This window comes from Clostridium mobile (assembly GCF_018918285.1).
Lineage (GTDB): Bacteria > Bacillota > Clostridia > Clostridiales > Clostridiaceae > Clostridium_AW > Clostridium_AW mobile.
In genome coordinates, this window is sequence record NZ_JAHLQF010000003.1 from 155069 (window position 1) to 173880 (window position 18812).

Sequence of the window (18812 nt, forward strand, 5' to 3'; positions counted from 1 at the left end):
GTGTGTAAATTTTACATTTATGATAAATAAAATTGTTATAAAAGGAGCAAAGGTAAATAATTTAAAAAATGTAGATTTGGAAGTACCTAGAGATAAGTTTGTAGTGTTTACAGGTCTATCTGGTTCAGGAAAATCATCACTAGCATTTGATACCTTGTATGCAGAAGGACAAAGAAGATATGTAGAATCCTTATCTGCTTATGCTAGGCAGTTTTTAGGACAAATGGATAAGCCAGACGTAGAATATATAGAGGGGTTGTCTCCTGCCATATCAATAGACCAAAAGACTACAGGAAGGAACCCTCGTTCTACAGTAGGAACTGTTACTGAAATATATGACTATTTAAGATTGCTTTATGCTAGAATAGGAGTTCCACATTGTCCTAAATGCGGTAAGGAAATAAAGCAACAGACAGTAGATCAGATGGTAGATAAAATAGTAGAGTTACCAGAGAGGACAAGAATACAGATACTATCTCCAATAATAAATGGGAGAAAAGGAGAACACGCAAAGGTACTAGAAAACATTAAAAAAAGTGGATATATAAGAGCCAGAATAGATGGAAGCACAGTGGATTTAGAAGAGGAAGAAATAAAATTAGAAAAGAATAAAAAACATACCATCGAAGCTGTTATAGATAGACTGATAATTAAAGATGACATAAAAAGTAGATTAGCGGACTCCATAGAAACGGCGTTGAAATTATCAGAAGGTATCGTGGTTATTAACGTATTAGATGGAGAGGATATGCTATTTAGTGAAAATTTTGCTTGTGTAGAATGTGGTATAAGCATAGGAGAGATAGCACCAAGGTTGTTTTCATTTAACTCTCCCTTTGGTAAATGTGATCATTGTGATGGATTAGGAACTCTTTTAGAAATAGATGAAGACTTAGTCATTCCTGACAGAAGTAAAAGTATAATGGAAGGCGCCGTATTACCATGGGGAAATGGATCTCTAAAAGAAGATTCATGGACATATAGTATATTAACTGCATTATCAAATCAATACAATTTTACTTTAGATACCCCTATAGAGGATTTAGAACCTAAGGTAGTAGACATTTTACTTTATGGATTAAAAGGCGATAGAATTAAAGTAAAATATGAAAAAGAAAATAGGATTTCAGAATTCAATCATGCATATGAAGGGGTTATAAATAATTTAAAGAGAAGATATTTTGAAACAAATTCAGATTATATAAAAGAAGAAGTAGAATCCTACATGAGCAATAATCCGTGCCCAAAGTGTGGTGGAGCTAGATTAAGACCTGAAGCTTTAGCCGTAACAGTAGGACACAAGAATATATATGAATTTTGTATTTTATCTATTAAAGAGGAATTAAAATTCATTGAGAGTGTTAAACTTTCAGAAAAAGAACAAATAATAAGTAATCAAATATTGAAGGAAATAAAGAGTAGGCTAAACTTTTTAATAGATGTAGGATTGGACTATTTAAACTTATCTAGAACAGCAGGTACTCTTTCGGGAGGAGAAGCTCAAAGAATTAGATTAGCTACTCAAATAGGCTCAAGCTTAGTAGGAGTTTTATATATACTAGATGAGCCAAGTATAGGACTTCATCAAAGGGATAATGATAGATTAATTGCTACTTTAAAGCATCTCAAAAATTTAGGGAATACTTTAATAGTAGTAGAGCATGATGAGGATACCATAAGAGAAGCAGATTTTATAGTAGATATTGGTCCAGGAGCTGGAGAACATGGTGGAGAAGTAATAGCAGCGGGTCCTTTAGAAGAGATTATTAGTAATGAAAGATCTATTACAGGGCAATATCTAAGTGGAAGAAAAAGGATTGAAATTCCAAAGGAAAGAAGAAAGTGCAATGGGAATTGGATCACTATAAAAGGAGCCAGAGAAAACAATTTAAAGAAAGTAGATGCTAGCTTTCCTTTAGGGGTATTTACTTCTGTTACAGGAGTATCTGGTTCTGGCAAAAGTACTTTAGTTAACGAAATATTATATAAGGGATTAAATAAAAAATTAAATGGATCAAAAGATAATCCGGGATTGCATAAGGATATTTTAGGTGTAGAAAATATAGATAAGATAATTAACATTGATCAGAGCCCTATAGGTAGAACACCAAGATCAAACCCAGCTACCTATACAGGAGTATTTGATATAATAAGAGAGGTATTTTCAAACATTTCAGAATCTAAAATGAGGGGATATAAACCAGGAAGATTTAGCTTCAATGTGAAGGGTGGAAGATGTGAAGCTTGTAAGGGCGACGGTATAATAAAAATAGAAATGCAATTCTTGTCAGATGTGTATGTTCCTTGTGAAGTATGTAAAGGTAAAAGGTATAATAGAGAAACACTAGAGGTAAAATATAAAGGAAAAAATATTGATAACATATTAAATATGACTGTGGAAGAAGCTTTAGAGTTTTTTGAAAATATACCTAGAATTAAAAATAAACTTCAAACTCTAATGGATGTAGGTCTTGGATATATAAGATTAGGTCAGCCTTCAACTCAGCTATCTGGAGGGGAAGCTCAAAGAATTAAGCTAGCTTATGAATTATCTAAGAGGAGCACAGGTAAAACTCTTTATATTCTAGATGAACCAACTACTGGTCTTCATATAGACGATGTAAATAGACTTATTTCTATATTACATAGGCTAGTAGAGAGTGGAAATTCTGTAGTAGTTATAGAACATAACCTAGATGTGATAAAGTGTGCTGATTATATAATTGACTTAGGACCTGAAGGTGGAGATAAGGGCGGTACTATAGTAGCTTATGGAACTCCAGAAGAGGTAAGGGATAATGTAAATTCTTACACAGGACATTACCTAAAAAAGATGTTATAATTTAAGGTAGACTAGCATACAAACTATGCTAGTCTTTTCAATACATATCAATCCTAAAGTAAAGAAGGTGTTTCTATGTTAATAGATAAAATAAGTTATGTATTTACCATATTCATTATAGCGATAATATATTTAATAATATGGACCTCTTTAAAAATAATGAATAAGGATATGAAATCAAATGGAAAAAAGAGCTCAGTTAATAAGAGTGCGGGCTTTGAGATAATTGAACCAGGAAATAGTTCTAACTTAAAAAAAGGTGGAGTTATTCCAATAAAAGGTGAAATAACTATAGGAAGAAAGGAAGGAAATACTTTCATATTAGATGATCCTTATATATCTTCATTTCATGCTAGAGTATACTTTAAAAATGATGATTATATAATTGAGGATTTAGATAGTACAAATGGAATTCTTGTAAATGAAGTTAGAATTGAAGATAGAACTCGCTTAAAAATTGGTGATATAATTAAAATTGGTAATACAATACTAAAATTCATATGATAAAGGTGGGAGGGTTAGATATTTTGCGTAGATTTAAAGATGAAACTAAACTGCTCCTTTACACATTTTTATTATGTATTGCTGGATTTTTAAATTTAGCAATATTAAAAGACCCCTTTGACAAGGGTGCCATAACTATGGCTACAATAATATGTGTTTTAATAGGATATTCCTACTTTGTGATAAGAAAATTTTTCCCAAAGGGAGATAAATATATATTTGTATATTCCAGTATATTGGCTGTTATAGGCTTAATTATGTTGTACAGAATAAATACTTCTGATGCTATAAAACAAATAATATGGTTTGCACTAGGGGTAATTTCATTTATATTTATTGTAGTTCTATTACCTAATTTAAGAAGATTTAGTGATTATAAGTATATCTATATGGGAGCTACTATTTTTCTTATGTCATTAGGTACACTTTTTGGAAAGGAAGTATTTGGAGCGAAAAACTGGATATCCATAGGAGGTATTTCTTTTCAACCTTCGGAGTTTGGTAAATTATTTTTAGTGGCATATCTGGCTTCAGCTCTTAAGGACTATAAAAACTTTAAAGATTTAATTCAACCAGCGATTGTAGTTGCAATATCTTTAGGCTTTATGGTGCTTCAAAGAGATTTGGGAAGTGCCCTTATATTTTTTGGTATATCCGTTACTATGCTTTATATAGCTACTTCTAAAATAAAATATGTAATCACATGTTTAGGGCTTTTTTTAGGAGGAGGGTATATAAGCTATTTATTATTTTCTCACGTAAGATTAAGATTTTTAATATGGCAAAATCCTTGGCCTTATGCTACAGACAAGAGTTATCAAGTAGTTCAATCCATGCTAGCTATAGCAACAGGAGGCTTAACAGGAGTAGGTTTAGGAAATGGTCATCCGGAATATATTCCAGTAAATACTACAGATTTTATCTTTTCAGTGATATGTGAAGAATTAGGAATACTTACTGGATTTGCCATAATACTTTTAAACTTTTTATTGTTCTATAGATGTATGAGAGCTGCTCTTTATGCAGAAGATAAGTTTTCTCAGCTTCTCACGGTAGGTTTAAGTTCCATGATAGCTTGCCAAGCACTGGTTATTGTAGGCGGAGTAATAAATGCCATACCACTAACAGGAATTACGTTACCATTAGTAAGCTATGGTGGTAGTTCAATGCTTAGCACTTTCTTTGCACTTGGGATGATTCAAAAAGTATCAGAAGAGGGTAGATATTAATGAAAGATATTTCGAATAATATAAAAAAAGTTACAATGGTTTTTCTAATATGCTTTATAGCTCTTATATCTTATATAACATACTTTGAAATAATCGTTACCCCTAAAATCGTAGGGAGCCAATATAATCAAAGAAGAATATGGGCTAAAAAAAATGAAGTTTTAAGAGGAAGCATATTTGATAGAAATATGAAAGTTTTAGCTAAGAGCACTAGAGTAGATAAGGGCCATCAAAAAAGAGAGTATACTGAAGGTGAAGTATTTGCTCATCCTTTAGGATATATAGATGTCAGTTACGGACTTTCAGGAATAGAAAAAACATATGATAAAAAGTTATCTAGTGTTAGCATAAAAGACACCATATTTAAATTAATGAATATAAATAAAAATGATAAGGAAAAATACGGTAGTAGTATTAAGACCACTTTAAATTATGATCTTCAAAAGTTAGGATGGGACTTGTTAGGACATAGAAAAGGATCTGTAGTAGCAATTGATCCTAAAAGTGGAGAAATATTGGCACTTGTTTCTAAGCCTTCATTTAACCCTAATGACTTAGAAGGCACATGGAAGAATATTATAAATGATAAAAATAACCCATTATTAAATCGAGCTACTTCGGGACTATATCCTCCAGGATCTATATTTAAAGTAGTAACTGCAGTGAGTGCACTTGAGAACATTGAAGGTGTGGAGAATAGAGTTTTTGAAGATAGAGGTGTTTTGGCATTTAATTCAAAAGAGTCATTAAGAAATTATAATGGCGCAGTGCTAGGAAATATAAATTTGAAAGAAGCTACGGTTAATTCAAGTAATGTAGTTTATGGTACATTAGGAATGGAGCTTGGCAATGACAAGCTAAAAAGTACAGCTGAAAAATTTTATTTTAATAAAAATATTCCTAGCGATGGGATATTAATAGAAAATAGTAAATTTCCATCTATAAAGGATTACGAGGTGGGAAATCTAGCTCAAAGTGCTATAGGGCAGTCATCTATACTTGCAACACCAATTCAAATGGCATTAGTTGCTAGTACTATAGCCAATGATGGTGTCATGATGAAACCACATGTAGTCAAGGAAGTTTTAAATAACAAAGGAGAGGTATTAGAAAAAATTAAGATAGACTCTATTGGAAAAGTTACTTCAAAGGAAAATGCATCAATAATTAAAGATTATATGAAGGCAGTAGTGGAAAGAGGTACAGGAAGAGCAGCAGGAGTATATGGGTTAGATGTATGTGGTAAAACTGGTACGGCAGAACATTCAACAGCAGGAAGCAATAAAGAGCCTCATTCTTGGTTTATAGGTTTTGCTCCTTACGATGATCCGCAGATAGCTATAGCTGTTATAGTAGAAGAAGGTGGAGTAGGTGGTGGAATTGCATCAAGCATTGCTTCATCTATGTTCAAAGAGGCATTAGTTAAATAATTTCTAGAAGGTAGGGATTGTGTTGAAAATTAAAGATATAGAAGAGTTAAAGAATGGAGAGAAGGTTCAATTTTACGCTCTTTTAAGTGATAAAAGGACTGGATGGAAAAAGGATGGAACTCCTTATTTGCTGATAATAATTCAAGATAGTACAGGAACCTTAGCTTTCCCAATATGGGATAATTATGAAAAATACAACTCGCTACTAGAGGTGAATTCCATAATAGAAATAAAAGGTATTGTAACTAGATACAATGGAAGCATACAAATTAGAAATCCTATAATAGAAGCTGGTGATGAAAAAATAGACTATTCAGAGTTTGTGCCTGTGTATGCTATTCCAGAGGAACTAATAAAATATTTCAACAATGTAATAAATAATTTGGAAGAGAAATATAAAAAAATAGCAATAGGTGCTACAGGAGCATTTGGGTACAATAAAGAGAGATGGGACGCCTTTTTAAGCTGTGTGGCAGCAGAAAAATTTCATGGAAATAAAAGAGGGGGACTGTTTCTTCATACTGTAGGAGTAATGAAAGCAATAGAAGATATAACAACAAACTATATAACAAATCCATTTTATATGAGTGCTAAAGATGTAATAAGTAAAGATAGATTAATGCTTAAAGCTATAGTGCATGATATCATGAAAACAAAAGAATATGATTATAATGGCATAATCAGAAGAAAAGAAATGAAATTAGATCATATAGTACTAGGTGCTTCTTATGTTAGGGAAATTAATAGAGAGATGGGTAATCCCTTAAATGAAGAAGAGTTAGATGATATATGTTATTCAATATTAGCTCACCATGGAGAATTTGGAAATTTTGAACCAAAGGGTATAGAAGATATTTTATTAAACGTAGCGGATATTATAGACAGTCAAGTAGTAAATGCTATAGAAAACAAAATATAGTGGAGAGCTTATATGAAAGGAAAAACCCACGTGGGAGTTGGACTATTAGCTGTAGTAGCTTTATATAATAGGCCCATAGTAGAATCAGATTTATGGGGTTTAGGTATAGTAACATTAGCCTCTCTATTGCCAGATATAGATCATCCTAAAAGTGTAATAAACAAATATATACTTCCATTTAAGAATAAAATGGCTAAAGTCACTTTATATATATGCTTAGGTATAGTCATAATTTGGTACAGCTATTTATATCAAGGAGGCGAATTTTTAACCTCTCTTGGAATAATATCCATATTAATCGGAATTTCCTCTCATAGAAATGGATTAACACATAGTTTAACAGGGATGATTATGTTTTCATTTGTTGCAGCTCATCTAGGGAATATTTATAATATTGATAATGTAATTTATTATTTTATGATTGGATATGGACTACATTTACTTTGTGATATGGGGACAAACAGAGGAGTACCTCTTTTCTATCCCTTTAAGACAAAAAATATGAAGTTCCCATTTACTTTTAAAACTAATTCTAAAGTAGGGAATACAATAGAAGAGCTTATATTAATAATGGGATTAATATATACAGTATTTAAATTACCTAAATTGTTTTAGGCATCTTCAAAAAAATAACTTGCTAGTATGTTGGGCTATTTTGTTGCATCATTGACTAATTATTTTATTTCAGATGCCTTAAATAGTAGATGTTAGAATGAGGAGAAGCTATGTTTGATTTTGAATACCAATTAAAAGTACTTCCAGATAAACCTGGAGTCTATATAATGAAGAATGCCTTAGGAGAAGTGATATATGTAGGTAAGGCAAAAGTTTTGAAGAATAGAGTTAGACAGTATTTTCAAAATTCAAGAAACCATTCTGAAAAAGTAAAAGCTATGGTAAAAAATATAAGTGAGTTTGAGTATATTATAACTGACTCTGAAATAGAAGCATTAATATTAGAGTGTAATCTTATTAAAAAATATAGACCTAGATATAATATACTTCTAAAAGATGATAAGGGATATCCACATATAAAAATAACAATAAATGAAGATTTCCCGAGGGTTTTTGTTACTAGAGTTATAGCAAAGGATGGAGGAAAGTATTTTGGACCTTATACTGATGCTACAGCTGTATATGAAACCATAGAGCTTATAAAAAAAATATTTCCTGTTAGAACGTGTAAAAAAAGCATAAAAGAAGATGGGGTTAAAACAAGACCTTGTTTAAATTATCATATAGGACTCTGTAAGGCTCCTTGTGGTAGAAATATATCAAAGGAAGATTATAATAAAATAATAGAAGATATAATAGATTTGTTATCAGGAAAAGATAAAAACATAACTCAAAATATGAAGAAAGAAATGGAGGAAGCGGCTGAAAATTTAGAGTTTGAAAAAGCTGCTGCTCTAAGAGATAAAATATCTTCTATAGAAAAAATAAGAGAAAAACAAAAGATAATTACTGGAAATTATGAGAATGAAGATTTTATAAATATTTTTAGTGATGAAAAGGATAGTTGTGTTCAAATATTCTTTTTAAGAGAAGGTAAAATAGTAGGCAGGGAGCATTTCATGCTTGAAAATACTTCTGGTATGGAAGATGGGGAAATTCTCCTAAACTTTGTAAAGAATTTCTATGGAGGAACTGCTTTTGTGCCGAAGAGTATATATATTACAAGTCTAGAAGACAAAGATTTAATTGAAGAATGGCTCACTATTAAAAGAGGTTCCAAAGTATGGATTAAAATTCCTCAAAAGGGAGAGAAGAAAAACATACTAGAATTAGTAGGGAAAAATGCTAAATTCACATTAGAACAATTTAAGTTAAAAATATTACAAGATAAAGAAATACACCAAAGTGCATTAAAAGAGTTAAAGGCTTTATTAGAATTAGAGGAAATGCCTATGAGGATAGAAGCCTATGATATATCAAACATACAAGGAGTAGATTCCGTAGGCAGCATGGTAGTATTCGAAAATGGGAAAAGCAAAAATAGTGACTATAGAAGATTTAAAATAAACACAGTTATAGGACCAAATGACTACGATAGCATGAGAGAAGTGTTAACTCGTAGATTTGAGCATGGTTTAAAGGAGATAAAAGAGATTCAACAAAGAAATATCCAATTAAGTTCTGGTAAATTTTGTGTATTTCCAGATTTGATATTGATGGATGGAGGAAAAGGTCAAGTAAACATCGCATTAGAGGTTTTGGAAAAACTAAATATACAAATACCTGTATGTGGAATGGTAAAAGATGATAATCACAATACTAGAGGTCTAATATATAATAATAATGAGTTGATTTTAAAAGAGGGGTCTAATTTAAAAAGACTAATAGCTAGAATACAGGATGAAGTTCATAGATTCGCCATAACTTATCATAGAACTTTAAGAGATAAGAGAGTTTTAAAATCCATATTAGACGAAGTGCCTAATATAGGGGAGAAGAGAAAAAAAGAATTGCTTAAGAAATTTGGCGGAGTAGAGAATATAAAAACAGCTAGTTATGATGAATTAATAAGCACTCCTTCTATAGATAAAAAAGCAGCTCAAAGCATATTGGATTTTTTTAGGAAAGATCAATAACTCTGAATATATGAAGTAGAAAGTGACTAGAATATAAATATTGATAAAGAAATCTTTATACATTATACTTATTAATGATACATAATAATCGTTTCAAGGAGATAAAAATATGAATCAGTACAAAGATTTTATAATTATGCTAGAAAAAATCTTAGGAAAAGATAATGTTAAAATAGATGAACCCATGAAAAAACACACATCTTTTAGAGTAGGGGGACCGGTAGATATATTAGTCACTCCTGAATCCTATGATCAGGTTAGAGAAGTGGTTGAAGTTTCTAAGAAGAATAATGTACCTCTTTTAATTCTTGGAAATGGATCTAATCTTTTAGTAAGAGACGGAGGAGTAAGAGGTATAATAATGAAACTCTGTAAGTTAGATGATATTAAAGTTGAAGGAAATAAAATAATTGCTCAAAGTGGAGCATTACTTTCAAAGGTTTCTAATATAGCTGCCCAAAATTGTTTAGCAGGATTTGAGTTTGCTAGCGGGATACCTGGAAGTGTTGGAGGGGCTCTTACTATGAATGCAGGTGCTTATAATGGAGAAATTTCTCAAGTAATAGAAAGTGCCTATGTACTTAATAATAATGGAGAATTTAAAAAATTAACTAAAGAGGAACTAGAACTGGGCTATAGAATGAGCTCTATAATAAAGTATGGTTATACTGTAGTGGAAGCTGTATTTAACTTAAATAATGGAGAACAAGAAAAGATATATGGAAGAATACAAGACTTATCACAGAGAAGAAGAGATAAGCAACCTTTAGAATATCCATCAGCAGGAAGTACTTTTAAAAGACCAGAAGGACATTTTGCTGCAAAATTAATAGAAGACAGTGGACTAAAGGGTGCAAATGTAGGAGATGCTGAAGTATCAAAAAAACACTCAGGTTTCATAATTAATAAAGGAAACGCAACGGCAAAAGATATAATTAAGTTAATAGAAATGGTTCAAAAGACAGTAAGAGAAAAATATGATATTGACCTTCATACAGAGGTTATGATAGTAGGGGAAGATAACTAAAGGTAGTAAAGGTTAAGGATAAAAATAAATAGTTTGTCCTTAACTTTTATTTTTAAGTTTGTTTTATTATTAAATATTATGGTATTCTATAATTAAAAGTAAGTGTTATAGAAATTTGGTGAGCTATACAAGGAGGAAGAATATGAGATTTGTCATAGTTACTGGTTTATCTGGCGCAGGAAAAACTCAAGCAATAAGAAGTTTAGAGGACTTAGGCTACTTTTGTGTTGATAATTTGCCCCCAACCCTAATTCCTAAATTTGCTGAAGCTTGTTGCCAAACAGATGGAAGGATAAATAAAATTGCTGTAGTTATAGATATCAGAGGGGGAGAATTCTTTGATGATTTATTTGAAAGTTTAAAATATATAAAGAACCAAGGCTATAAATATGAAATATTATTCTTAAATGCTTCCGATGAAGTGCTGGTTAAAAGATTTAAAGAATCTAGAAGGAAGCATCCTCTAGCACCAGATGGTAGAATACTAAATGGTATTCTAATGGAAAGAAATAGATTAAGAGAAGTAAAAGATAGAGCAAGCAATATAATTGACACTTCGAATTTTTCAACCATGAAATTAAGAGAAGAAATTACAAAAATATATGGAGAAGAAGGCCAAATAGAAACTCAACTTATAATTACAGTAGTTTCTTTTGGATTTAAATATGGCATACCATTAGATTCTGATTTAGTATTCGATGTAAGATTCCTGCCTAATCCATATTATATTCCTGAGCTAAAGGAATATTCGGGAAATGATGATCAAGTGGTAAATTATGTAATGGGTTATGATGTAACTACAAAATTTATAGAGAAATTACAAGATATGATGGAATTTTTAATTCCTAATTATATAAAAGAAGGTAAAAAACAATTGATAATATCTATTGGATGTACGGGAGGAAGACATCGTTCAGTAGCTATAGCTAATGCTATTTATGAAATATTAAAAAATAAGAATTATAAAGTTAATAGAGACCATAGAGATATTCAGCAAGATGTTAGTAGGGATGGTAAAAAGTCATGAAAATAAGTGATTGGCTAAGACCAGGTATTAAGGTTAAGAGGTGGATATTATTTTTATTTACAGGAATACTCTTTATAGCTTTTGCACTTATCGAATTTGTTAGAAATCGTCTGTATAGTTACTACTATATAGCTTTTTATATATTTTTATTAGCAACGGGTATATTTATGATATATATATCTGTTACCCAGGGAATGAGATCTATAATTGCACTTATAAATAAAGGATATTTAAATGTTTCCATAGACTCTAAAAAATTAGAAACATTGATATATGAAAAAAGGCTCCTAGTTAAAGGCCCTAAAATAGTAGCTATAGGTGGTGGAACAGGTTTGTCTACCATGCTTAGAGGATTAAAGCATTATACTTCAAATATAACGGCAATAGTTACGGTAGCAGACGATGGAGGAGGTTCTGGAGATTTAAGAGAAGATTTAGGAATACTTCCACCGGGAGATATTAGAAACTGTATATTGGCCTTATCTGATACAGAACCGTTAATGGAAGAGCTTCTTCAATATAGATTTAAGGATGGTAGATTAAAGAACCAAAGTTTTGGTAATTTGTTTTTAGCTGCTATGGATGGTATTTCAAATAACTTTGAAGAAGCTGTGCAAAAGATGAGTTCAGTATTGGCGGTGACAGGAAAAGTTATTCCTGTTACTTTGGATGATATGGTATTAATGGCGAAACTTAAAAATGGTTCAATTGTAAAGGGAGAGTCAAGCATACCAGAGGAAGCTATGAAGCAAAATAGTAAAATAGATAGAATTTTTATTGAACCTCAGGATGCTAGGGCGCTAAGCGAAGCTGTTAACTCTATTTTAGAAGCAGATGCTATAATATTGGGACCAGGTAGTCTATATACTAGTGTCATTCCAAATTTATTAGTAAAAGAAATAGGTCTTGCACTACATAAGACTGAGGCTTTAAAGATCTATGTATCAAATATTATGACTCAGCCAGGTGAGACAGGTGGATATACAGTTTCTGACCATATTAAAGCCTTATATAAACATAGCGGTAATGGAATAGTGAATTATGTAGTGGTTAATAAAGGAAAAATTGAAAAAGATATGGAAGGCAAGTATAAGGAAGAAGCTTCTCATATTGTAGAGATAGACGAAGAGAATATAAAAAATCTTAATGTAAAAATAATAGAAGGAGATTTTGTAACTGTTAGAAATGGGCTAATAAGACATAATTCCGAAAAATTAGCTTCCATATTAATAGAAACAATAATGGAAAAGAAATTACTTTATGATAGAAAAAAGATAATTGAGTACTTCTATTTATCAGAAAGATTAAAGGATAGGAATAAAAAAAATAAATAGGGAGAAAAAAATATGTCATTTTCAGCTAAAGTTAAGAATGAAGTTTGCAGATATACTAATCTCACAAGAGAAGAAGCATTGGCACAACTATCAGCAATCATGAGAGTAAGCGGTACTTTAATCTTTAGTGGTAATAAGCAGTTAGGTTTAAAAATAACCACAGAAAACCCCGCTATTGCTAGGTTGGTATTTAAAATATTAAAAGAATATTTTAATATTCACACTAAGATAATGGTGAAGAAAAGCAACTCCTTTAAGAAAAATAATGTATATATTATTGTTATTGGAGAGGACATAGATGTAAAAGAATTTCTAAAAGAAACAGAGGTATTAAAAGGAGAAGAAGGAATATTAGTACTAAATTATGATATTTCAAGTAACATGATAAAAGATGATAAAACTCGTAGAGCCTATATAAGAGGTGCTTTTTTAGGGGGGGGAAGCATAAGTAACCCTGAAAAGACATATCATTTAGAATTTGTTACCAATAATAGTAATTATGCTGATAATTTAAGTAAAGTTATAAATACCTATGGATTAAATGCTAAAGTTATACAAAGAAAGAATAGCTATATAGTGTATTTAAAAGAGGGGGAGCAGATTATAGACTTACTGAATATAATAGGTGCCCATTCTTCTCTTTTAGAATTAGAAAATGTAAGAATCATGAAAGAAATGAGAAATAACGTAAATAGGTTAGTGAATTGCGAAACAGCAAACTTAAGTAAAACTGTAAATGCTGCAGTAAGGCAGGCGGAGAGTATAAAACTTATACAACAAGAAATAGGACTTAAGCGTCTCCCTCAAAATTTAAGAGAGATTGCGGAATTGAGATTAAAATTTCCTGATGAATCATTAAAAGAATTAGGGGAAATGCTTAATCCTCCTGTTGGAAAATCAGGCGTAAATCATAGACTTAGAAAAATTGAAAAGATCGCAGAAGAACTGAGAAGGGAAGGAAGGTAAAAATGGACTATGTCTAAGCATGAAGAAGTTATAAGATATATTAGCAATTTGTCTGTTGGAGCGAAAATATCTGTAAGAACCATAGCTAGCCTGTTAAACATCAGCGAAGGAACTGCATATAGGGCAATAAAAGAGTGTGAGGAAAGAGGCATAGTAACTACAATCCCAAGGATAGGCACTATAAGGATAGAGAAAGTAGAGAAAAAGAATAAAGAGGTCTTAACTTTTGGTGAAATAGTTGGAATTGTAGATGGAAATATTGCTGCAGGTAAGAATGGAATACATAAAAAGTTAGAGCATTTTATAATAGGGGCAATGACTCCCGAAGCCATTGAAGAGTATATTACTCCAGGCTCTCTTTTTATAGCTGGTAACAGAGAAGAGGTCCAAGAATTAGCATTGGTAAATGATTGTGGCATAATAATAACTGGTGGATTTAAATGTAGTGATAAAATAAAGAGATTAGCAGATTATAATGAAATGCCTGTAATCTGTACTTTATATGATACATTCACCGTAGCTAGCATGATAAATAAAGCTATATGGGAAAATACAGTGAAGAAGGAGATAATACTCATAGAGGATATAATGGATTATGAATATCCATATTTAAAAACCGATGATACTGTATCTTCTTGGAGAAAGCTGATTGAAAGTACTTCACAAGTTGAATTTCCAGTAGTTAATGATCAGATGAAATTCATGGGATTAATCACCTTGAAAGAATTAAAATCTAATTTAAGTGAAGATATGCAGATTGAAAAATTAATGAGAAAAAACGTAACTACCTTAGAGCCTACAACCACTGTAGCCTATGCTGCTCACGTGATTGAAGGAGAAGGAGTACAGTTTTGTCCCGTTGTAGATAACAAAAGGTTTGTTGGTAGTGTTAAAAGAGGAGACATAATTAAGGCATTAAAACATGCAGCAAGGCAACCAAAGATAGAGGAAAATATAGAAAATATAGTATTAAAGAAATTTAAGTATGCATGGGAAGGGGAACAAATGCATTTCTATGGAAGAGTTACTTCCGAAATGATAGATCCTATAGGTACTGCTTCATGGAGTGCTTTAAATATGCTAATTTCTACTATGGCATTGATTTGCCTCAATGAAGAAGATAGTATCAGCTTATTTGTAGATAATATATCTACATACTTTATGAAGCCTGTTCAGATAGATACGGATATAGATGCATATGTAAATATAATTGATAGAGGAAAAACCTTCTGTAAGGTCATGGGAAGAAGCTTTTGTAAAGTAGAGATAGTTATGTATGATGGTAAAAAAGATTTGATAGCTAAATCCTTTGTTTCTGCAAAGGTTACAAGAAAATGATAGTGGGAGGAAGAGGCGTATGAATAGTGATTCTACTATAAAGTGGGTTAGTTTACATCAGCATACGGAATATTCCCTACTTGACTCTTCGGCTAAAATCAAGGAATTAGTAAAAAGAGCTAAAGAATTAGGAATGGATAGCTTAGCTATAACAGACCATGGAGTTTTATATGGATGTGTAGAATTCTATAAAGCTGCAATGAAAGAGGGAATTAAACCGATAATCGGTTGTGAGATATATGTGGTACCTAAGTCAATGGATATAAAAGTAAATGATAGAGATAATGGAATATATCATTTACTTTTACTTGTTAAAAATGAAACAGGGTATGAAAATTTAATGAAAATAGTGAGCAAAGCATCTATTGATGGTTTTTACTACAAACCTAGGGTAGATCATCATTATTTAAAAGAACATAGTGAGGGATTAATAGCTTTAAGTGCATGTCTTGGTGGAGAAATACAAAGCTATATACTAGAAGGTAGAATAAATAAAGCTGAGGAAACAGCATTACTGTATAAAGATATATTTAAAGAGGGGTTTTATTTAGAACTTCAGTATCATGGACAAAAAGATCAACTAAAAGTTAACAACGAACTCATCGACATGTCTAAGAGATTAAACATTCCTTTAGTTGCAACTAACGATGTTCATTATATCTATAAAGAAGATTATAAACCACATGATGTACTATTATGTATACAGACAAATAAAACTGTGGATGAAGAGGAGAGGATGAGATATCCTTCTGATCAATTTTATCTAAAATCCCCAGAAGAGATGTACAAACTATTTTCCCATGTGCCAGAGGCACTTGAAAACACGGTAAAAATAGCAGAACAGTGCAATTTTAATTATGAATTTGGTGAATCTAAATTACCCGTATTCCCCCTTCCTGCTGGAGTTAAGCATAGTGAGTATTTAAAGGAAATATGCTACAAGGGATTAAGGGAAAGATATGAAGAAATAACAAAAGATATAGAAGAAAGATTACTTTATGAATTGAAGATTATAGAAGACATGGGATACATAGATTATTTCCTTATAGTTTGGGACTTTATAAGATTTGCTAGAGAAAAAGGGATAATGACTGGTCCAGGTAGAGGAAGTGGTGCTGGATCAATAGTAGCCTATACACTAGGTATTACTAAAATAGACCCTATAAAATATGGCCTTTTATTCGAGCGATTCTTAAATCCTGAAAGAGTATCTATGCCTGATATTGATAGCGATTTTTGCTATGAAAGGCGTGGAGAGGTTATAGACTACGTAGTTAGTAAGTATGGTGCTGACAATGTATCACAGATAATAACCTTTGGTACAATGGCAGCTAGGGCATGTATTAGGGACGTAGGAAGGGCTATGAATTATTCTTATGCTGAAGTAGATAAGATAGCTAAAATGATACCTACTGTTCCTGGAACAACTATGACTATAGATAAGGCTCTTGAATTAAATCCAGAATTAAAAGAAATATATGAAGATGATGGGCGAATTGAGGAATTAATTGATATAGCTAAAAAGTTAGAAGGATTGCCTAGGCATACCTCAACTCATGCAGCAGGGGTTGTTATAGCATCAAAACCTTTAGTTCAATATGTACCATTACAAAAGAATGAGGGTTCTATAGTGGCTCAATTTACCATGGGCACCTTAGAAGAACTAGGATTACTTAAAATGGACTTCTTAGGATTAAGAACACTTACAGTAATAAGAGATGCAGTTGAGATGATAAAGGAAAACAGAGGTATTTCCATAGATTTAGATAAATTAGGATTCGAAGATAAAGAAGTTTATAAAATGATAAGTGAAGGTAAAACTGTAGGCGTATTTCAATTAGAGTCACCAGGTATGACAAGTTTCATGAAGGACTTAAAACCAGATTCTCTTGAGGATATTATTGCAGGAATAAGCCTTTATAGACCAGGACCTATGGCAGAAATACCAAAATATATTTCAAATAAAAAGAATCCAGATGAAATAGAATATCTAACAGAGGAGTTACATGACATACTTTCAGTTACTTATGGATGTATGGTTTACCAAGAACAGGTAATGGAGATTGTTAGAAAATTAGCTGGTTACTCCATGGGAAGAAGTGACCTTGTAAGAAGAGCTATGTCAAAAAAGAAGCATGACGTAATGGAGGAAGAGAGAAAAAATTTCGTCTATGGAGTTGTAGATAAAGATGGCAATGTAGAGGTTCCTGGATGTATAGGTAATGGTATAGATGAGAAAATAGGAAATAAGATATTTGACTCTATGATGGATTTTGCCTCCTATGCATTTAACAAATCCCACGCCGCTGCCTATGCAGTAGTTGCTTATCATACAGGATATTTAATGAGATATTATCCTGTTGAATTTATTGCAGCCATGCTAAACAGTGTAATGGGAAACAATGAAAAAGTATCTTATTATGTAAGATTTGCTAAGGAAAGAAATATCGAGGTGTTAGCACCAGATATTAATGAAAGTTATAGTAAATTTACAGTTAGTGGGAACAACATACGATTTGGATTAGCTGCTGTAAAAAATTCTGGAGTTAATGTAATTGAGAGCATAGTAAAGTCTAGAGAGGATAAGGGAAAGTTTAAAGATCTTTTAGATTTTTGCAACAAGGCAGATTTAAATTTTGTAAATAAAAGAGGTCTGGAGAGTTTAATTAAAGCTGGAGCTTTTGATAATTTCGGAGTATATAGATCTCAAATGATAGCAGTGTATGAAAAAATATTAGAGGGCACTAACAATGATAGGAAGAAAAATATAAATGGTCAAATAGATTTATTTTCACAATTTGAGGATACGCCTGTGGAAATACAATACCCTGATATCAATGAATTTCCTAAAAAATATCTCTTAGCTATGGAGAAAGAAATGACTGGTTTATATATATCTGGCCATCCTTTAGAGGAATTTAGTGAAATACTCAATGAAAGATATATGACAAAGATATCTGATATTGTAAGTTCAGAGGGTTTAGAAGAAGAACTAATTGAAATTGAAAAAAAAGTCTTCGATAATCAGGCAGTAAAGATCGGTGGAATAGTTACTTATATAAGTAAAAAAGTAACTAGAAGTAATGAAATGATGGCATTTTTAGAGGTGGAAGATCTTTATGGAGCTATTGAGGTAATAGTATTTCCTAAAATATTGGAAAAAAATAAAGATATAATTAAAGAGGATTCTACAATACTAATCAAAGGCAGAATAAGCATGAGAGAAAGTGAACAGCCTAAAATCATATGTGAGGAAGTGAACCTCTTATCTAAGGAAAATATAGATGATAAGATATATGAAAAAGTATATATAAGACTAGCTAAAGAAGAGAAATTAGGAGAATCTTTAGAACTGTTAAAATCTATGTGTACCCAATATAAAGGTAATACACCTATTTATATTTATATAGAAGAAAGTAAAAAGAAATATCAACTAAACAAAGATTTATGGGTAAATTGTAATAAAGATATAATTAGGTTAATAAAATTTAATTTCGGTGAAGAAAATGTAAAATTTATTTAGTTGAATATTAAATAAAAAAATAAACAAAATATTATGGGGAATATAAATATTTCTTATATATTTTGTTTATTTTTTCTTTTAT

Annotated in this window: 13 protein-coding genes; all 13 read left to right on the forward strand. The window is 31.3% G+C overall.

All coding sequences use genetic code 11. The features are described 5' to 3' along the window. Positions 1 to 19: 19 nt before the first annotated feature. The 13 genes from uvrA to KQI86_RS12590 all read left to right on the forward strand — a co-directional run bounded on the left by uvrA (position 20) and on the right by KQI86_RS12590 (position 18730). A complete protein-coding gene (gene uvrA / locus KQI86_RS12530) occupies positions 20 to 2842 on the forward strand; it encodes an excinuclease ABC subunit UvrA (RefSeq protein ID WP_216439728.1) in 2823 nt (940 codons plus the stop codon). Positions 2843 to 2917: 75 nt separating this feature from the next. Next, positions 2918 to 3346, forward strand: a complete 429-nt coding sequence (locus KQI86_RS12535) for an FHA domain-containing protein (protein ID WP_216439729.1) — start codon at positions 2918 to 2920, stop codon at positions 3344 to 3346. Further along, positions 3343 to 4575 carry an FtsW/RodA/SpoVE family cell cycle protein gene (locus tag KQI86_RS12540; protein WP_216439730.1) on the forward strand — a complete coding sequence of 411 codons (1233 nt, stop codon included), beginning with the start codon at positions 3343 to 3345 and terminating at the stop codon, positions 4573 to 4575. The genes KQI86_RS12535 and KQI86_RS12540 overlap by 4 nt, the downstream gene beginning before the upstream one ends. Then, a complete protein-coding gene (locus KQI86_RS12545; RefSeq protein WP_216439731.1) occupies positions 4575 to 6005 on the forward strand; it encodes a peptidoglycan D,D-transpeptidase FtsI family protein in 1431 nt (476 codons plus the stop codon). The genes KQI86_RS12540 and KQI86_RS12545 overlap by 1 nt, the downstream gene beginning before the upstream one ends. Positions 6006 to 6027: 22 nt before the next feature. Beyond that, positions 6028 to 6924: an HD domain-containing protein gene (locus KQI86_RS12550; RefSeq protein ID WP_216440222.1), complete on the forward strand. Its 897-nt coding sequence runs from the start codon at positions 6028 to 6030 to the stop codon at positions 6922 to 6924. Positions 6925 to 6936: 12 nt separating this feature from the next. Further along, positions 6937 to 7539: a metal-dependent hydrolase gene (locus KQI86_RS12555; protein WP_216439732.1), complete on the forward strand. Its 603-nt coding sequence runs from the start codon at positions 6937 to 6939 to the stop codon at positions 7537 to 7539. 110 nt (positions 7540 to 7649) lie between these two features. Then, positions 7650 to 9515 (forward strand): excinuclease ABC subunit UvrC, encoded by a 1866-nt coding sequence (gene uvrC / locus KQI86_RS12560; RefSeq protein WP_216439733.1) that lies wholly within the window; start codon positions 7650 to 7652, stop codon positions 9513 to 9515. 109 nt (positions 9516 to 9624) lie between these two features. After that, positions 9625 to 10542, forward strand: a complete 918-nt coding sequence (murB, locus tag KQI86_RS12565) for a UDP-N-acetylmuramate dehydrogenase (protein WP_216439734.1) — start codon at positions 9625 to 9627, stop codon at positions 10540 to 10542. Positions 10543 to 10684: 142 nt separating this feature from the next. After that, positions 10685 to 11569 (forward strand): RNase adapter RapZ, encoded by an 885-nt coding sequence (rapZ, locus tag KQI86_RS12570; protein WP_216439735.1) that lies wholly within the window; start codon positions 10685 to 10687, stop codon positions 11567 to 11569. Then, the gene (locus KQI86_RS12575) at positions 11566 to 12903 is read left to right on the forward strand and encodes a gluconeogenesis factor YvcK family protein (protein WP_216439736.1); all 1338 of its coding nucleotides are present in this window, start codon (positions 11566 to 11568) and stop codon (positions 12901 to 12903) included. The genes rapZ and KQI86_RS12575 overlap by 4 nt, the downstream gene beginning before the upstream one ends. Positions 12904 to 12915: 12 nt before the next feature. Further along, a complete protein-coding gene (gene whiA / locus KQI86_RS12580) occupies positions 12916 to 13869 on the forward strand; it encodes a DNA-binding protein WhiA (protein ID WP_216439737.1) in 954 nt (317 codons plus the stop codon). A gap of 9 nt (positions 13870 to 13878) precedes the next feature. Beyond that, the gene (locus KQI86_RS12585) at positions 13879 to 15207 is read left to right on the forward strand and encodes a DRTGG domain-containing protein (RefSeq protein ID WP_216439738.1); all 1329 of its coding nucleotides are present in this window, start codon (positions 13879 to 13881) and stop codon (positions 15205 to 15207) included. Between the two features lie 19 nt (positions 15208 to 15226). Continuing rightward, complete coding sequence (locus tag KQI86_RS12590) at positions 15227 to 18730, forward strand: DNA polymerase III subunit alpha (protein WP_216439739.1); 3504 nt, start codon at positions 15227 to 15229, stop codon at positions 18728 to 18730. Positions 18731 to 18812 lie beyond the last annotated feature (82 nt).

Bases quoted from the DNA above. Each gene is read 5' to 3' on its own strand.
- rapZ (WP_216439735.1), top strand. From the start codon at position 10,685: ATGAGATTTGTCATAGTTACTGGTTTATCTGGCGCAGGAAAAACTCAA.
- uvrA (WP_216439728.1), top strand. From the start codon at position 20: ATGATAAATAAAATTGTTATAAAAGGAGCAAAGGTAAATAATTTAAAA.
- KQI86_RS12575 (WP_216439736.1), top strand. From the start codon at position 11,566: ATGAAAATAAGTGATTGGCTAAGACCAGGTATTAAGGTTAAGAGGTGG.
- whiA (WP_216439737.1), top strand. From the start codon at position 12,916: ATGTCATTTTCAGCTAAAGTTAAGAATGAAGTTTGCAGATATACTAAT.
- uvrC (WP_216439733.1), top strand. From the start codon at position 7,650: ATGTTTGATTTTGAATACCAATTAAAAGTACTTCCAGATAAACCTGGA.
- murB (WP_216439734.1), top strand. From the start codon at position 9,625: ATGAATCAGTACAAAGATTTTATAATTATGCTAGAAAAAATCTTAGGA.
- KQI86_RS12555 (WP_216439732.1), top strand. From the start codon at position 6,937: ATGAAAGGAAAAACCCACGTGGGAGTTGGACTATTAGCTGTAGTAGCT.
- KQI86_RS12535 (WP_216439729.1), top strand. From the start codon at position 2,918: ATGTTAATAGATAAAATAAGTTATGTATTTACCATATTCATTATAGCG.
- KQI86_RS12585 (WP_216439738.1), top strand. From the start codon at position 13,879: ATGTCTAAGCATGAAGAAGTTATAAGATATATTAGCAATTTGTCTGTT.
- KQI86_RS12590 (WP_216439739.1), top strand. From the start codon at position 15,227: ATGAATAGTGATTCTACTATAAAGTGGGTTAGTTTACATCAGCATACG.
- KQI86_RS12545 (WP_216439731.1), top strand. From the start codon at position 4,575: ATGAAAGATATTTCGAATAATATAAAAAAAGTTACAATGGTTTTTCTA.
- KQI86_RS12540 (WP_216439730.1), top strand. From the start codon at position 3,343: ATGATAAAGGTGGGAGGGTTAGATATTTTGCGTAGATTTAAAGATGAA.